Source organism: Marinobacterium aestuariivivens (assembly GCF_042661465.1).
GTDB lineage: Bacteria > Pseudomonadota > Gammaproteobacteria > Pseudomonadales > Balneatricaceae > Marinobacterium_A > Marinobacterium_A aestuariivivens.
In genome coordinates, this window is record NZ_JBHSWE010000001.1 from 5587916 (window position 1) to 5603707 (window position 15792).

The 15792-nt window shown below is 62.7% G+C and carries 16 protein-coding genes and 2 pseudogenes; 10 read left to right on the forward strand and 8 right to left on the reverse strand.

Annotated features, from left to right (window positions below):
• The first annotated feature begins 59 nt into the window (after positions 1-59).
• Positions 60-545: a cyclic nucleotide-binding domain-containing protein gene (locus ACFQDL_RS29365; RefSeq protein ID WP_379912358.1), complete on the forward strand. Its 486-nt coding sequence runs from the start codon at positions 60-62 to the stop codon at positions 543-545.
• An 8-nt stretch (positions 546-553) separates the two neighbouring features.
• Here ACFQDL_RS29365 and ACFQDL_RS29370 read toward each other — a convergent pair.
• Together ACFQDL_RS29370 and ACFQDL_RS29375 are read right to left on the reverse strand one after the other, a co-directional pair.
• Positions 554-1809: pseudogene (locus ACFQDL_RS29370) on the reverse strand (permease).
• A 12-nt stretch (positions 1810-1821) separates the two neighbouring features.
• A complete protein-coding gene (locus tag ACFQDL_RS29375) occupies positions 1822-3090 on the reverse strand; it encodes an MgtC/SapB family protein (protein ID WP_379912360.1) in 1269 nt (422 codons plus the stop codon).
• Positions 3091-3183: 93 nt separating this feature from the next.
• Here ACFQDL_RS29375 and ACFQDL_RS29380 point away from each other — a divergent pair, with 93 nt between their 5' ends.
• From ACFQDL_RS29380 to ACFQDL_RS29390, 3 genes are all read left to right on the forward strand, one after another.
• Entirely contained in the window at positions 3184-3975 is a 792-nt protein-coding gene (locus ACFQDL_RS29380; RefSeq protein WP_379912362.1) for an MFS transporter, read from the forward strand.
• Positions 3876-4586 (forward strand): MFS transporter, encoded by a 711-nt coding sequence (locus ACFQDL_RS29385; protein ID WP_379912364.1) that lies wholly within the window; start codon positions 3876-3878, stop codon positions 4584-4586. The genes ACFQDL_RS29380 and ACFQDL_RS29385 overlap by 100 nt, the downstream gene beginning before the upstream one ends.
• 121 nt (positions 4587-4707) lie before the next feature.
• Positions 4708-5595, forward strand: coding sequence for a fructose bisphosphate aldolase (locus tag ACFQDL_RS29390; RefSeq protein ID WP_379912366.1), 888 nt, complete (start codon positions 4708-4710; stop codon positions 5593-5595).
• Between the two features lie 158 nt (positions 5596-5753).
• On the opposite strand, the gene ACFQDL_RS29395 is transcribed toward ACFQDL_RS29390, so the two are convergent.
• The 3 genes from ACFQDL_RS29395 to ACFQDL_RS29405 are packed head-to-tail and all read right to left on the reverse strand — an operon-like array spanning position 5754 to position 7605.
• Positions 5754-6086 (reverse strand): hypothetical protein, encoded by a 333-nt coding sequence (locus ACFQDL_RS29395; RefSeq protein ID WP_379912368.1) that lies wholly within the window; start codon positions 6084-6086, stop codon positions 5754-5756.
• Between the two features lie 47 nt (positions 6087-6133).
• A complete protein-coding gene (locus ACFQDL_RS29400; protein ID WP_379912370.1) occupies positions 6134-7066 on the reverse strand; it encodes a hypothetical protein in 933 nt (310 codons plus the stop codon).
• Complete coding sequence (locus ACFQDL_RS29405; protein ID WP_379912372.1) at positions 7057-7605, reverse strand: sigma-70 family RNA polymerase sigma factor; 549 nt, start codon at positions 7603-7605, stop codon at positions 7057-7059. The genes ACFQDL_RS29400 and ACFQDL_RS29405 overlap by 10 nt, the downstream gene beginning before the upstream one ends.
• A gap of 429 nt (positions 7606-8034) precedes the next feature.
• Here ACFQDL_RS29405 and ACFQDL_RS29410 point away from each other — a divergent pair, with 429 nt between their 5' ends.
• From ACFQDL_RS29410 to arsB, 3 genes and pseudogenes are all read left to right on the forward strand, one after another.
• On the forward strand, positions 8035-8175 hold the full coding sequence (locus ACFQDL_RS29410) for a hypothetical protein (RefSeq protein ID WP_379912374.1): 141 nt from the start codon (positions 8035-8037) through the stop codon (positions 8173-8175).
• 124 nt (positions 8176-8299) lie between these two features.
• Positions 8300-9361, forward strand: coding sequence for an ArsO family NAD(P)H-dependent flavin-containing monooxygenase (locus ACFQDL_RS29415; RefSeq protein ID WP_379912376.1), 1062 nt, complete (start codon positions 8300-8302; stop codon positions 9359-9361).
• Between the two features lie 73 nt (positions 9362-9434).
• A pseudogene (gene arsB / locus ACFQDL_RS29420) lies at positions 9435-10455 on the forward strand (ACR3 family arsenite efflux transporter).
• 211 nt (positions 10456-10666) lie between these two features.
• On the opposite strand, the gene arsJ reads toward arsB, so the two are convergent.
• The 3 genes from arsJ to ACFQDL_RS29435 all read right to left on the reverse strand — a co-directional run bounded on the left by arsJ (position 10667) and on the right by ACFQDL_RS29435 (position 13347).
• Positions 10667-11902 (reverse strand): organoarsenical effux MFS transporter ArsJ, encoded by a 1236-nt coding sequence (gene arsJ, locus ACFQDL_RS29425; protein ID WP_379912378.1) that lies wholly within the window; start codon positions 11900-11902, stop codon positions 10667-10669.
• A 3-nt stretch (positions 11903-11905) separates the two neighbouring features.
• Positions 11906-12919 (reverse strand): ArsJ-associated glyceraldehyde-3-phosphate dehydrogenase, encoded by a 1014-nt coding sequence (locus tag ACFQDL_RS29430; RefSeq protein ID WP_379912380.1) that lies wholly within the window; start codon positions 12917-12919, stop codon positions 11906-11908.
• A 71-nt stretch (positions 12920-12990) separates the two neighbouring features.
• The gene (locus tag ACFQDL_RS29435; RefSeq protein ID WP_379912382.1) at positions 12991-13347 is read right to left on the reverse strand and encodes a metalloregulator ArsR/SmtB family transcription factor; all 357 of its coding nucleotides are present in this window, start codon (positions 13345-13347) and stop codon (positions 12991-12993) included.
• Here ACFQDL_RS29435 and ACFQDL_RS29440 point away from each other — a divergent pair.
• The 3 genes from ACFQDL_RS29440 (at position 13346) to ACFQDL_RS29450 (ending at position 15773) form a co-directional block, all read left to right on the forward strand.
• The gene (locus ACFQDL_RS29440) at positions 13346-13675 is read left to right on the forward strand and encodes a hypothetical protein (RefSeq protein WP_379912384.1); all 330 of its coding nucleotides are present in this window, start codon (positions 13346-13348) and stop codon (positions 13673-13675) included. The genes ACFQDL_RS29435 and ACFQDL_RS29440 overlap by 2 nt on opposite strands.
• A 122-nt stretch (positions 13676-13797) precedes the next feature.
• Positions 13798-14565, forward strand: coding sequence for a class II aldolase/adducin family protein (locus tag ACFQDL_RS29445; protein ID WP_379912386.1), 768 nt, complete (start codon positions 13798-13800; stop codon positions 14563-14565).
• A 32-nt stretch (positions 14566-14597) separates the two neighbouring features.
• Entirely contained in the window at positions 14598-15773 is a 1176-nt protein-coding gene (locus ACFQDL_RS29450) for a mandelate racemase/muconate lactonizing enzyme family protein (RefSeq protein ID WP_379912388.1), read from the forward strand.
• The last annotated feature ends 19 nt before the right edge of the window (positions 15774-15792 follow it).

Genomic DNA, 15792 nt, shown 5'->3' on the forward strand with positions numbered 1-15792 from the left:
GTCTTCAGCCCCCTATACTTGGAACAGATCGATCCGCGGCCCGACCCTGGAGGCTGTCCATGCACGCGATAACGACGCTTGAGCTGACCCGAGAGGTTACGCCCGAAAGCCTCCGGGAGTGCTCGGTGTTTGGCGCCCTGTCCCTCGACGCCGTACGCTTTCTGATACAGGAAGGCAAAGGGTATCGACTGGAACCAAACGACCGGCTGTTCGATTACGGTGATCGCGGCGACAGTTTTTTCGTCGTGCTCAGTGGCGCCATCGAATTTTACGCCCGCTATTTCGACAGCTACAGCTACACCCGCACGGCGTGCTTCGGCGACGAAATCGGCTACGTGGCGATGATCGCACTCCATGACCGTTCCGGCCGGGCCATCGCCCGCGAGGAAAGCCTGGTACTGGAAATCTCCGCGGCCCTGTACAGCGATCTGCACGATCGCTACCCTTTCGATTTCGGTGTGATCGTACTGAACCTCGCGCGCAACATGGCCCGCCTGATCCGGTCGCTCAGCGAAGAGCTTGCGATTCAGCGTCTCAAGCGCTGACGACCGGTTCAGAGCCAGGGCGCCACGACCAGTCCGCCGATCAGCCAGGCCAGCGCCACGCTCACCAGGCCATTCATGATTTTCTCCGACAGCGGCGCCCCGCTGTCGTGATGGTGATGTTCGTGCCCGGAATCGCCGTGTTGCTCGCACTGCCCGCCGTCACCCCCATCGGCCTGGCGGGCGAAGAAGATCAGCCATGCGGAGATACCGAGAAAAAACAGATTCAGCACCAGGCCGTAGTCGATGCGGAAAAAATCCCGTTCGGTAATTCCCTCGCCGGTCGCCTGCGGCAACAACTCGAGGGCCGCGAAACCGTAGTGCAGCACCAGCGAGACGCAGACCAGCCCCGACAGCAGCAGCACCAGGATATAGAGCGCCATCTTCCAGCCATAATAGGCGGCGTTGATGCGCAGCACCGGCAGCACCACCATGTCGGAAAAGATGAAGGCCATGACGCCGGCGAAACTGACGCCGCGGTCGTACAGCAGTGCCGCCAGCGGGATGTTGCCCATCGAGCCGATGAAGGTGAAGAAGGCCGCGACCGGGCCGATGACCGTCTGCGCCAGCACCGCGAGAAAGCCGGGATCGGCGCTGGCCTCCCCGCCCGAACCGACGAAGAGCGCCTGGAAAAAGCTGTCCGGCACGAAGGCGGCGATGATCCCGGCAACGGTAAAGCCGATCAGCACATCCTTCCAGACCATCTGCCACTCCATCACATAGGTCTGACCGATCCGGCGCCAGCCCTCCCGGGATCTGATCTTTTCACGCCAGCCGCCATCGCCCTCGCCGTTTTCGTCCTCGTCATCGCCGAGCTTTTCCCGCGCTTCGTAGACCAGCATCTTCGGGCGAGTCAGGCGCACGAACAGCCAGGCGAACAGGATCAGCAGGACTCCGCCCAGGTATTCGCCTACGACGAACTGCCAGCTTAGAAAGATCGCGATAACGATGCCCAGCTCGATCACCAGATTGGTCGACGCCAGCATGAACGCCAGCGACGGCACCAGCCCCGCCCCTTCTGGAACAGCGCCCGGGTCGTCGACAGGGCGGCGAAGCTGCACGAACTGGAGACGAAGCCGAACAGCGTACCCAGAGCGACGCTGCGCGGACCGGTCTTGCCCATGGTGCGTTGCATCCTTCTTTCCGTCACCAGCACCTGAATCAGACTGCTGACCAGGTAGCCCAGTGCGAAAGCCCAGAGCGCACTCCAGAAAAAGCCGCTGCTGGTCAGTGCCGCCTGATGCCATTGTTGCCACAGGGTCTGCACAACGCTTTCCTCCTAGAGCCGTACCAGGGACAGGACGAGTCCTGTCACGGCGCCGCTGGCGAGACACAGAAAGCCCCATAGCACGGGAGCCTGAACGTTCCTGTCGCCGACGACGAAAACGATGCCGAGTTTGAAAATCAGGTTCGCCAGAAACGCCAGTACCACAGCAGTCAGGGTGACAGGAGCCGAGAGGTTGCCGACCGAAAAGAGCCGGATGTTCGAGATCGTGATCGCATCGATATCGGTCAGGCCGGAGAGAAAGGCGACCACGTATACACCCGCATGGGAAAACACATCGTTGGTCCAGGCCACCAGCAGCAGCACCAGCGCAAAGCTGATGGCAAAGCCGACCGCGACCTTGATCTCGGCGGGGTTGCTGACCTCGAATGCCGGCATCCGGTACTGTTCCTTGTCACCATCGGTACGATGGTAGTGCCAGGCGATATAACCCGCTCCCAGCGCGAAACCGCCGACAAGCCAGGGCAGCATCGGCACCAGCAGCGACAGTTCCAGCACCGCGACCACGATGGCCACACGGATGAACAGCACCAGATGGGACAGCAGGATGATGGTCGCGGCCAGGCCGGCGAAAGACGCCTGCCGCTTGCTGTGCCGCGCATAGATCAGGGTCGTGGCCGTGGTCGAGACCAGCCCGCCGAGCAGCCCCATGACGAAGATGCCGGAGCGGCTGCCAAGGAGCCTCAGTACCACATAACCGGTCAGGCTGATGGCGCTGATCAGCACCACCAGCCAGCCGGTCTGATAGGGATTGAACACCTGATAGGGGCCGTAAGTGTCGTCAGGCAGTACCGGCAGCAGGATAAAGGCGATGGCGGCGAACTGGAAAAAGGACGAAACATCCTTGCGCGTGAGACGATGGGGTACCTCGTGCAGCTCTTCGCGGTAATAGAGGATCGCCGTCATGGTGATCGCCAGCGCCGCCGGCAGCAGCTTGAAGTCCGCCCAGAGCATGTACCCCAGGCCGAAGGTCAGGATGGCGGCGAGCACCGTCGTCGTGTCGGGTTCGCTCGCCCTGGACTTGAACTGCGCGACGAGCAGACTGGCGATCACCAACAGCAGCATCATCAGGACGAAATATGGCCGTTCGAACTCCAGGCTGATATAGCCGCCCAGTGAGCCGGACAGCGAGATCAGCGTAAAGGTGCGCAACCCCGCGATGCTGTTGGCATGGCGCTCACGCTCCAGACCGACCAGAAAGCCGATGCCGAGGCTCTGGCCGAAGAGCAGCAGGTGCGACAGCTGTACCGTATAGTCGTCCATTATCCCTTCCATAGACAGCGATTCACTGACCTACTAAGCCTAGTCAGAGTGCTACTCTTCGCAATCTGTTGAGTCCCAAGGCAATATGTGTAGATGAGCTATTCCCCGTTGCAGGACCGGCGCTACCGGCACCTCTTTGCCGCCCAGGTCATCTCCCTCTTCGGTACCGGCTTCACGACCGTCGCCCTGGCGTTGCTGGCGCACCAGATTGCCGGCGGACGCGCCGGCGAGGTGCTCGGCATCGCGCTGGCGCTGAAGATGGTCGCCTACGTCTTCGTCGCACCGCTCATCGGCAGTTACGCTCAGCTGCTGCCGCGCCGCACCGTTCTGGTCGCGCTGGACCTGCTGCGTGCAGGCATAGTGCTTTCACTGCCGTTCGTCACCGTCGTCTGGCAGATCTATTGCCTGGTGTTCCTGCTGAATCTGTTCTCGGCCGGCTCCACGCCAGTGTTCCAGGCCACGATTCCCGACATCGTCAGGGGTAGGCAGCAGTACGACCGGGCCCTGTCGCTGTCGCGACTGGCCTACGATCTGGAAAACCTGTTGAGCCCGACGATCGCGGCCATGTTGATCGCTGTGATGAGCTTCAACGTCCTGTTCGGGTTGAATGCCCTGGCCTTTGTCGCTTCGGCGCTGCTGGTGGTCTCTGTCGTGCTGCCGGCCCGGTCGCCGGACCCGGGCAGCACCTTCTGGCACCGGGCGATAAAAGGCATGAAGATCTACCTCCGCACCCCGAGACTGCAGGGACTGCTGGCGCTCTGCTGGCCGTTGCCGCCGTCGGTTCGATGCAGATCGTCAACACCGTGGTCTATGTCAGGACCTACCTCGGCCTCGACGACACCTGGGTGGCCATCGCCCTGGCGGCAGCGGGAGGAGGTTCGATGATCGCGGCCCTGCTGATGCCCCAAATGCTGCAAAGGGTATCCGAGCGCCCATTGATGCTGGTTGGCGGCGGCATCATGGCGACGGCGGTGCTGTTCGGAACGGTGCAGCCAGACATCGCCGGGCTGCTGGCACTCTGGTTCCTGATCGGCTTGGGCGGCTCCCTGGTGCAGACGCCTGTGGGGCGGCTGCTGATTCGCTCCTGTCACGAAGCGGACCGGCCGGCGGTTTTCGCAGCCCAGTTTTCGCTGTCCCACGCCTGCTGGCTGGTGACCTACCCGCTCGCCGGCTGGATTGGCGCCAACCTTGGCCTGGCGACTGCCTTTGGTGTAATGGGGATCATCGCCCTGCTCTCGGCTGTGGCCGCGCTGACGCTGTGGCCCGCTCATGAAGCCGAGACCCTCGACCACGTCCATGCGTCGATGGATCACAGCCATCTGCACTCTCACGACGCCCATCACCAGCATGAGCACGAAGGCTGGGAAGGTCCGGCCCCCACAGTCACCCGCATCACCATGCACCGACGAAACACCGCCACCGGCTGGTTATCGACGAGCATCATCCCGACTGGCCTGCACGGGAGCGATAGCCAGTCGATTCAGGCCGCAAGGTGATCCCGTCAACACGCCAATCGGCCGACACAATGCCGGTTCTGGCGGTATACTGATAACCCCGGCCAGGTGCCCGGTGCTTCAGTCCGAACTCCCATCCAACCAACAGCACAGGGAAGGAATCATGAACCAGCGGCAATTCGACAAAGTGCATGGCAATAACGGTTTTATCGCCGCGCTCGATCAAAGCGGTGGCAGCACACCGAAGGCACTCCGTCTTTACGGTATTCCCGAGACCGACTATTCGGGCGACGACGAGATGTTCGACAGGGTTCATCAGATGCGCACCCGGATCATCACCAGCCCGGCATTCGACGGCAGCCGGATCCTGGGCGCGATCCTGTTCGAAAACACCATGGAACGCCAGATCGACAGCAAGCCGACGGCGCAGTATCTGTGGGAGGAGAAGCAGGTCGTACCCTTTCTCAAGGTCGACAAGGGCCTGGCGGCCGAAGAGAGCGGTGTGCAGCTCATGAAGCCGATCCCCGAACTCGACGCCCTGCTCGACCGGGCAGTGGCGAACGGCATATTCGGCACCAAGATGCGTTCTTTCATCAGGCTTGCCCAGGAAGGCGGCATCCGCGCGATCGTCGACCAGCAGTTCGAGATCGGCAAACGCATCCTCGACAAGGGACTGGTCCCGATCATCGAACCCGAAATCGATATCAACAGCCCCGAAAAGGCACAGGCCGAGGCCATGCTGAAAGAAAACCTCCTCGCGCACCTGAATACGCTCGCACCCGATCAGAAGGTGATGCTCAAGCTGACACTGCCGGAACAGGCCGACTATTACAGGGAGTGCATCGAGCATCCGAACATCCTGCGCGTCCTGGCGCTATCGGGCGGTTATTCACGGGTGGAAGCGAATGAACGACTCGCACAGAACCACGGCATGGTTGCGAGTTTCTCGCGAGCCTTGACCGAGGGCCTGTCCGTCCAACAGTCCGATGATGCATTCAACGCGATGCTCGACGCCTCCATCCAGAGCATCTTCGAGGCGTCGAAGCGCTAGGAGATATTCAGAAGACTGGCGAACGGGTGCCGGAACAGCCGGCGTTTAATATGCGTCCTGGTGGCTGCGGCCAGCAGCGGATCAATCCCGCTCCGGCCCCGCCACAGGTACAATCCCCCGGAAACCAGAGCGCCTAAAAAAGGCCCCGTGTCTTTGTTTCACCTCTCAGACAGCGATTCCCGATAAGCGTATACCGGCGCAAAACCGCCACCGGGGGTGCGGAAATTGGTTGTCTGGCCCTGATACAGTCGGGCGGCCACCCACTGGACCTTGCCCTGGTAGGCGTAGTTGCGCAGGTCGAACTTCAGCGGCGACACAGCGTCGGCCTGATCGACCCGCCGCTCACCGGGCATCACCAGTGTCTGGGCCACGTAACGCCCCGCCAGTATCTGATCCCATACCCGCCGGGTCAGCTTATCACCGCGATAGGCCGCCTTGCTGCCGTAGCCCGACGCCGGCTTGAAAAACAGTCGCCGCCGTTCGCTCCACAACCGCTCCGCGCTGGAAGGCTCAACGACATCGGTGCGCGGTATCCCGTTCAGCAGTACCGCCCTGAGATCGGCGGGTACCCCAGGGCGTCCAGTTCGTTCGCATCGGTGAGCAAAGCCAGGTTGCGCTTGTCGGCATAGAGGGCATGGGCCTGCGGGTGCGGCGTCATCAGGAGCGCATCGTCCAGATAGGCCTGCCGCAATGTCGAATGCTCGGGCTGTTCCAATGCGAAGTCGGTCAGCCGGTTATAGACGAGATCGATGGCCAGCTCGCCATGCCACAGTCGGCCGTCGCGCAGCTCGAACTCGTCCGGCCCGGCAATCACCGCCGTCATTCCATATTTTTCGAACAGCTTGCGGAACAGCACGAATTCCGGATAGAGGTACTGGCTTTCGGGCCGGTCGTCCACAATCGCGATGCTGCGCAGCGGCCCCGAGTGCCCCGCCCGTTTCCATTCGTCGAGAAACATGGCGACAATATCCCGCTCCAGTTTCTCCGCCATGGCGAGACTTGGCATCAGCGCTTCCACCTCCGCACAGCAGGCTCTCTGGGCCCTGGCCAGAAGCGCATTCAACAGGGCACCGCCGGCATTGGTATTGATCTCGATCAGCCCCAGGCTGTCGCCCCGGGAATGGAAATCGAACCCGAGAAAGACGCCGCTGGCCTGGCCAGGCGCATGCCTGGTGACGTCCGAGGCCCCCGCTAGGACCTGCTCGCACCAGGCTGGCATGGACACGACCGCCTCGATCGCCGCGACAATTCGGGCCATTCTCACGAGCTGGCGGTCGGCGATAAATACCGGCCGACTGGAGAAAAGATAAGGACAGCGTTCCTGTGCCAAGCGATAGAGGCCGGGGGTACCCAGTTCGCTTTCCAGGGCATGTCGAAGCGCTTCGTCATCCAGACTCAGACAGAAACACTCGTCGTTCAGCCGCTCGAGGCCCGGCTGGAGGTCGTGCCGACCCACCTTGGTCAGCGACATCGCTCTGCCCCCACGCCGGAGTGGCAACAGAGCTTGCCGGACGAGTCCCACACAAGGCCGCACCTCTCTGCCAGGGCGTCGCGCAGGCGCTCCCGGGCCCGACGTATCCGGGCTTTGGCGGCGGGCAATGACAGTCCCCTGGCCGTCGCGTATTCATCCTGTGACAGGGCGCCCAGGTCGCAGGTCTCGAGAATATCACGGTCATCGGCCGCAAGCCGTGGCAGAACGGCCTGGATGCAGACATCCAGCTCGGCTACCGGCTCGCGCTCCGACTCACTGTCATCCGGCAAGTCGTCCGGTACCGGTACCCAGGTCTTCCTCAGCCGGTGGCTGTCGGTCAGCGCATTTCGCGCGACCCGGAACAGCCAGCTGCGCGGGTTCTGCAGGTCACAGAAGGAGCCGCCCTCGCGCATGGCCCGCAGGAAGACATCCTGCAGCATGTCATCGGCCGCTGCGGGCTCCCTCAGCTGCCCGAGCAGGAACCGGCGCAACTCGCGCTGAAGGTCGTGCCAGGCCCTTAATACGCACTCATAAGCCACTTTCGATGCCCCGTTTCGTCAGACCCGCTCGACAGCCAATGCGATGCCCTGGCCGCCAGACTACCGCCGTAGGTGCCGATCGCGGTTCTTACCGGACTGCACAGTACCACCTCTTTGTTAGCCATGAGTCTTTCTCCTGCTCTCGATACGCATCAATCGGCTCGCCGCAACAGCACTTCCCGCGACGTGCCCGGCACAAGGACATTAAACCGTGCACGGCATTTTTTGACATTGTCCTGTAGCAACTCCAGGCCCTGTTCACTCCGACAGTTTGTCGCTTTTCGCCGTAGACTCGAGCGAGTACGATGCATTCGCGCAACCTGGACCGGTTGTTACCGTAAAGTTTTTTCGAAAACTGTATCTTTTGGCGAGGCCGCTCGTCTTCTTGTTATAGCGCCCTTTATCCGCCATTTTCGGGACCTGAACACCATGCTGGAACTTTTCACTCATTTTGCCGCCTGGCTGACATACGGCCTGCTGGGCCTGATATTTGTCATCCTGCTGGCCAACTTCGTCCTGGTCGGCTGGGTGATCAATGCACTGGGAGCCCGGCTGTTTGCCGGGTTCTGAACATCAGCCTGACATCATTCGTTCCACAGGAGATTACCCATGAAAACCATCGCAGTCCTCGACACCCACAATGCCTGTCGCAGCATCCTGGCCGAAAGCACCTGAACGGAGAGAAGGTACCTATATGACATCGAAGCCCCTGGATGTGCTCGTCATCGGCGGCGGACAGGCGGGACTGGCCACCGGCTATTTTCTGCGGCGCCACAAGCTCGATTACCGGGTGCTGGACCGGGAGCCCGCGCCCGGTGGTGCCTGGCGCCATGGCTGGGATTCGCTGCAGCTGTTTTCACCGGCGCAGTGGAGCTCCCTGCCGGGCTGGCAGCTGCCGCAAACCGCCGACGGTGAATGGCCGCGTCGGGACGAAGTGATCGACTACCTGAGCGCCTATCAGGACCGCTATCAGATCCCGGTGGAACGTCCGGTCACCGTGGAGCAGGTGACGCGGACGGACGGCGGTCTGGCTGTCCACACCGACAAGGGCCTTTATCACGCCAGGACAGTCATCAGCGCGACCGGCACCTGGTCTCAGCCGTTCATTCCCCAGGTGGAGGGCCTCGCTCTATTCCGCGGCCGCCAGGTTCACTCGGCACATTACCGGCGCCCCGAAGACTTTGCAGGGCAGCGGGTACTGGTGGTCGGCGGCGGGAATTCCGGCGCGCAGATCCTGGCGGAGGTCTCCCAGGTCGCGGACGCCACCTGGGTCACCCGGGATCCGCCCAAATTCCTGCCCGACGACATGGACGGGCGCTCCCTGTTCGAAATGGCCACGGAAAAGTGGAAAGCCGAGCAGGAAGGCCGGGAATACACCCCGGCCGGCACCCTGGCCGATATCGTCATGGTGCCCGCGGTGCGGGAGGCCCGGGAAAGGGGCGTTCTAACGACGAGACCGATGTTTGCCCGCTTCACCACCGGTGGCGTGGTCTGGCCGGACGGCGAGGAAGAGGCGGTTGATGCCGTGATCTGGTGCACCGGCTTCCGTCCCGCACTCGGTCATCTGGAAAGTCTCGGTGTGGTCGAGGAGAATGGCCGGGTCCTGACCGACGGCACCCGGTCGGTGAAGGAGCCTCGTCTCTGGCTCGTGGGTTACGGGGACTGGAGCGGATTTGCCTCGGCCACCCTGCTGGGCGTCATGCGCAGTGCCCGTGCCGCCGCCAGCGAAGTGAACGATTATCTGAAAGAATCCTGAAAGCCATTATCGATAGAGGACAATCATGATCAGTAACACCGAGGTCACGGAAATTAACGAAGCCTCCGGCGGCATGGGACTGTTCGGGCGGTACCTGTCGGTCTGGGTCACCCTGGCCATTATCGCCGGGGTCGCCCTGGGGCAGCTGGCGCCCGTGGTACCGGATACGCTGTCCCGCTTCGAGTACGCCCAGGTGTCCATTCCCATTGCCATCCTGATCTGGGCGATGATTTTTCCGATGATGGCGCAGATCGACTTCAGCGCCGTCATCGGCGTGCGCAAGGAGCCCAGGGGCTGGCGATCACGACTGCCGTGAATTGGCTGATCAAGCCCTTCACCATGTTCGCCATCGCCTGGTTCTTCCTGACGGTGGTGTTCGAACCCCTTATCCCCGCCCCCTGGCCAGCGAGTACCTGGCCGGCGCCATCCTGCTCGGCGCCGCGCCCTGTACCGCCATGGTGTTCGTCTGGAGCTACCTGACCCGGGGCGATGCCGCCTACACCCTGGTGCAGGTATCGCTGAATGACCTGATCATGCTGGTCGCCTTTGCCCCCATCGTGGTCTTCCTGCTGGGCGTCTCCGATATTCAGGTGCCCTGGAACACCGTCATGCTCTCCGTGGTCCTGTACATCCTGATTCCGCTCACGGCGGGATATCTGACCCGCCGCACCCTGATCAGGCGCCGGGGGCAGCGCTGGTTCGACGACATCTTCATGAAGCGGCTCGCCCCCGTCACCCCGGCAGCACTGATCGTCACCCTGGTGCTGCTGTTCGCCTTCCAGGGCGAGGTCATTCTGAACAATCCGCTGCACATCCTGCTGATCGCCATTCCGCTGATTGTGCAGACGTTTCTGATCTTCTTCGTCGCCTACGGCTGGGCCAGGGCCTGGAAGGTGCGCCACTGTATTGCCGCCCCGGGTGCGTTGATCGGCGCCAGCAACTTTTTCGAACTGGCCGTCGCGGCCGCCATTGCCCTGTTCGGATTGCAGTCCGGCGCGGCCCTGGCCACGGTCGTGGGGGTACTGGTAGAGGTGCCGGTTATGCTCATGCTGGTCGGAATCGCCAACAGGACCCGGCACCGGTTTCCGGGCTAGAGCACCCTTGATGACAGTCAGCCCGCGAGCCCCGCGGGCTGGATTGCTAGCAGCCTGTCGGGCTTGACCGATCGTAGCGAGGGAAAGTCCGTTTTGAGGCAGTTTTTGAACTCCTTTGAGGAGAATAGTGGTTCTATTTAACGAAAAAGAGAACAAAAAATGGCCAAAACCGGCTTTGCCGCAGTAGATCAGTGTTAAGTCCGACAGGCTGCTAGGCTTCTCTGGGCTTTCCGGCCATCGGCAGCCAGCAGGAAATCAGCGTCGTGACCGCCAGTAAGGCAGCGGAGATCCACAGACAGGCCGCGAGGCCCGCAGCGCCGAGTCCCGCCTGCTGGAACACCCAGCCCGACAGCAGGGTGCCGAGCAGCCGGCCCAGGGCGTTGGCCATGTAGTAGAAGCCGACGTCGAGGGAAACGCCGTCGCTATTGGCGTAACTGACGATCAGGAAGCTGTGCAGCGAGGAGTTGATCGCGAACAGCACGCCGAACAGCAGCAGGCCGCCGATCAGCAGCGAGGCCGGATCGAGGCGCGTGCCGAGACCGAGCGCGATCAGCACCGGCATCAGCGTCAGCAGCGCCGCCCAGATCAGGGCGCTGCGGCCATCGGGCACGCCGCCGGCCCGGGTGATGCGCGGCGCCAGCGCCTGCACCGCTCCGTAGCCGATCACCCAGAGCGCAAGGAAGCCGCCGGTCTGCCAGTGATCCCAGCCCAGCGTCTGCGACAGGAACACCGGCAAGGCGACGACGAACCAGACATCGCGGGCACCGAACAGGCACAGCCGCGCGGCCGAGAGGATGTTGATGGCGCGGCTCTTGGAAAAGATGTCGCGGAATTTCGGCTTGTTTTTCGCCTTGCCCAGGTCTTTTTTCAGCAGCACCAGGCTCGCCAGCCAGACCAGCGCCAGTGCCGCCGCCATGGCACCCACCGCACCGGCAAAGCCCAGTGCCATCAGCAGCGCGCCGCCGAGGAAGAAGCCGGCGCCCTTGAGGGCGTTCTTCGAACCGGTCAGCAGCGCCACCCACTTGTACAGGGTCCCATGGGCGTGGCCCGGTACCAGCAGCTTGATCGAGCTCTTGGCACTCATCTTGTTGAGGTCCTTGGCGATGCCCGACAGCGCCTGGGCGGCCATCACCCAGGGCACGGTCAGCATCGCCGCCGGCACCAGCAGCATCGCCAGCGCCACCACCTGCAGCGCCAGGCCGATGTTCATGGTGCGGTTCAGCCCGATATGGGCCCCGAGCCAGCCGCCCACCAGGTTGGTGATGACCCCGAAGATCTCGTAGAACAGGAACAGCAGGGCGATCTCCAGCGGACTGTAGCCCAGACCGTGGAAGTGCAGCACCACCAGCATGCGCAGCGCGCCGTCGGTCAGGGTGAAGGCCCAGTAGTTGCCGGTCACGACCAGGTACTGGCGGATCTCCGGGGATAGCTGGCTCAGGGCGCCCAAGGGTCAGCTCTCCCGGTCCAGGCGGCCGACCTTGAGTGCCAGCTCGGCGGTACGGTTGGCGTAGCCCCACTCGTTGTCGTACCAGGCATAGAGCTTCACCTGGGTACCGTCGACGACCAGAGTGGACAGGGCATCGATGATGCTGGAGCGTGGGTCGGTCTTGTAGTCGATCGAGACCAGCGGACGCTCCTCGTAGCCGAGGATGCCCCGGAGCGCGCCCTCGGCGGCTGCCTTGAGCATGGCATTGACCTCCTCGGCCGTGGTCGCATGGGCGACCTCGAACACGCAGTCGGTGATCGAGGCGTTCGCCAGCGGCACCCGGATGGCGTGGCCGTTCAGCTTGCCCTTGAGTTCCGGGAAGATATGGGTGATCGCCGTGGCGGAACCGGTGGTGGTCGGGATCAGGCTCATGCCGCAGGCGCGGGCACGGCGCAGATCCTTGTGCGGCGCATCCAGAATCGTCTGGGTGTTGGTGATGTCGTGCACCGTGGTCATCGAGCCGTGGCGGATGCCCAGCTGTTCGTGGATCACCTTGACCACCGGGGCCAGGCAGTTGGTGGTGCAGGAGGCGGCAGTCACGATGCGGTGTGCGGCCGGCTCGTAGAGATCGTCATTGACGCCCATCACGACGTTGAGCACGCCCTCCTCCTTGACGGGTGCGGTGACGACGACGCGCTTCACGCCCTGGTCGAGGTAGGCCTGCAGCAGCGCCCGGGTCTTCATTTTGCCGCTGGCCTCGATGACCAGGTCGCAACCACTCCAGTCGGTCTCGCCGATGGACTTGTTACGGGAAGTGCCGATACGCCGGTCGCCGACGCAGATCGCATCGCCCTCGGCCCTGGCTTCATGGGACCAGCGTCCGTGCACCGAGTCGAAGGTCAGCAGGTGCGCCAGGGTCGTGGCATCGCCGGCCGGGTCGTTGATGTGCACGAACTCGACCTCGCTCCAGTCCCAGGCGGCGCGCAGCGCCAGCCGTCCCATGCGGCCGAAGCCGTTGATACCTATCTTGATCGTCATCGGTTGAGTCTCCCGTTCGGGTTACGTGGGTCAAGTAGCAGGGCGCTGATCGCTCGTGGAGCTCTCCCCGGTCAGCAGCAGGCGGCAAGGCGCTGGGGCCGGTCGCCCATCTGCGCCAGCCGGCCGGCATCGGGGCTCAGCCAGTGACGGTTGGCGTCCAGCACGCCGCGCAGCAGGTCGACCACCCAGTCCGGCAGATGCGGGTGCAGCCGGTAGTACACCCATTGGCCCTGGCGGCGGTCCTGCAGCAGACCGCAGCCACGCAGCTGGGCGAGATGCCGCGACACCTTGGGCTGGCTGTGGTCGAGCGCGCAGCAGAGTTCGCAGACGCAGAGCTCCGTTTCCTGGGTGATCAGCAGCATGATCCGCACCCGGGTTTCGTCGGCCAGGCATTTGAATACCTTGGTGGGAGTCAGGAGTTCAGCCATGGCGAGTCTCACTTTTTGGTTTTCACCAGCACGAACATCTTTGGGATCTTCCAGTCGAAAAACGGCAATGAATATATGGAAATCCGAATGTATTGTAAAGAACGGGCCTGGACGAAAGATCCACTGTCACTTGATGGCTGGCTTCAGCCAGCATTTTTGGACAGAGCCGCCATTCCAAATAATAGAAATGATCATATATATGGTAAATGTAATATTTATGACAGAAACGGCAGGCCGGTTGCTTGCGCACACCCGCGTCAGCGGGATCGCGGTCAGCATCAGCTGCGGCGGCGACGAGATCGAAACACTGCAGGCCTGCCGGGGTTGAAAGGGCATCACTCCCCCTTCCCACTGAGCTGAATATCGCCGGTGGCGGCTTTACTTTCGCCGCCAATGGGCTTTGCTCTTAGGTAGTGTTTCCGATAAAGCCGGCTCCGGAAGGAGGTCCAGGTGTTTGAACTGCCTGTAATCGACATGCAAGCGCAGGTCCCGACCGACGAGTGGCGGCTGCGGGTCGATCTGGCCGCCTGCTATCGTCTCGTCGCCCATTTCGGCTGGGACGACCTGATCTACACCCACATCTCGGCCCGCGTACCCGGCAGCCACCACTTCCTGGTCAATCCATTCGGCCTGACCTTCGACGAAATCACGGCGTCCAGCCTGGTCAAGGTCGATCTGGACGGCCGGGTGCTGAACGACACGCCGTTCAGCTTCAATCCCGCGGGCTTTACCATTCACAGCGCCATACACGAGGCGCGCGACGATGCCCGCTGCGTGCTTCACCTGCACACCAACGCCACCATCGCCGTCGCCACGCAAAAGGCGGGGCTGCTGCCATTGAGCCAGTTCGCGCTTTTTTCGTTACCGTCGCTGGGATATCACGCCTACGAAGGCCTGGCGGTCAACCCGGATGAAAAGCGACGCCTGCAGGAGGATCTGGGCAGCAACCACCATCTGCTGCTGCGCAATCACGGCGCCCTGACCGTCGGACCGACCGTCGGCGACGCCTTCATGCGGATGTATGACCTCCAGCGGGCCTGTGAGATTCAGCTGCTGCTGCTGGCCTCGAAAGCTGAAACCGTGCCGGTTTCAGCCGCCATCGTCCACGGCATCGCGCAACAGGCCGGCGTGGTGCATTCCGGCACCACCGGCGGCTGCAAGAACTGGCCGGCCATGCTGCGCAAGGCCTACCGCCTGGACCCGGGTTTCGCCGCCTGAGGAACCCGAATTCCGCACACCAAGGAGCCGATATGAAAATCAAAGCTGTCGAAATTTTCGATATAGAGTGCCCGAAGCGCCCGGTCTGGCATCCGGTGTTTGTGCGCATCCATACCGACGAGGGCATCAGCGGCGTCGGCGAGGCCGGCCTGGCCTACGACCTTGGCCACAGCGCGGCGGCCGCCATGATCAGGGAGATCGCCGACGCCATGCTGCTCGGCTGGGATCCGTTACAGACCGAACGGCTCTGGAGCCGGATGCTGCGGGAAAGCTTCTGGGGCCTGGGCGGCGGTCCGGTGATCTATTCCGCCATGAGCGCCATCGACACCGCGCTCTGGGATATCAAGGGCAAGGCCCTGGGGCTGCCCGTCTACCAGTTGCTGGGCGGCAAACACAACGACCGGCTGCGTACTTATGCCAGTCAACTGCAGTTCGACTGGGACCGCGAATTCAATCGCCTCGTTGAACCGGCCGACTACGGCCGGGCCGCGGAGAAGGCCGTCGCCGAAGGCTACGACTGCGTCAAGGTCGATCCCATCATGTACGACAGCGACGGCGTCACCCATTTCGACCGCACCCGCATCTTCACCCGCCCGGAAATGAAACTGTTCCGCGCCCGCCTGCAGGCGATCCGGGATGCCGTCGGCGACGATGTCGATATCATCTTCGAATGCCACAGCCTGCCCGGCGCGACAACGGCCATCCAGCTCGGCGAGCTCTGCGAGGAGGTCGGTTGCATGTACTTCGAGGAGCCGGTCAATTACCTCAACTCCGCGCTCCACGCCAAGGTGGCGGCAGCGGTCAGGGTGCCTCTCGCGGGTGGCGAGCGCCTCTACAACCGCTGGGGTGTGCGCCCCTATTTCGAGGACCAGAGCCTGGACGTGCTGCAGCCCGACGTGGGTCTTTGCGGCGGACTGACCGAAACCAGGAAAGTGTGCGACTACGCCGACATTTACGATATCCGGATTCAGGCCCACGTCTGCGGCGGTCCGGTCGCCACCGCCGCGGCGCTGCAGCTGGAATCGGCCATTCCCAACTTCCTGATCCATGAACATCACACCTATGCAATCAAGGACTGGAACCGGGAACTCTGCCTGCAGGATTACCAGCCGGTCAACGGCGTCTTTCAGGCACCGGACGCACCGGGCCTCGGGATCGAACTGAACGATGAGGTGGTGATGCGCTCGCCACGGGTCGAGGTGAAATAGCTCCCACGATCGGGGGTTG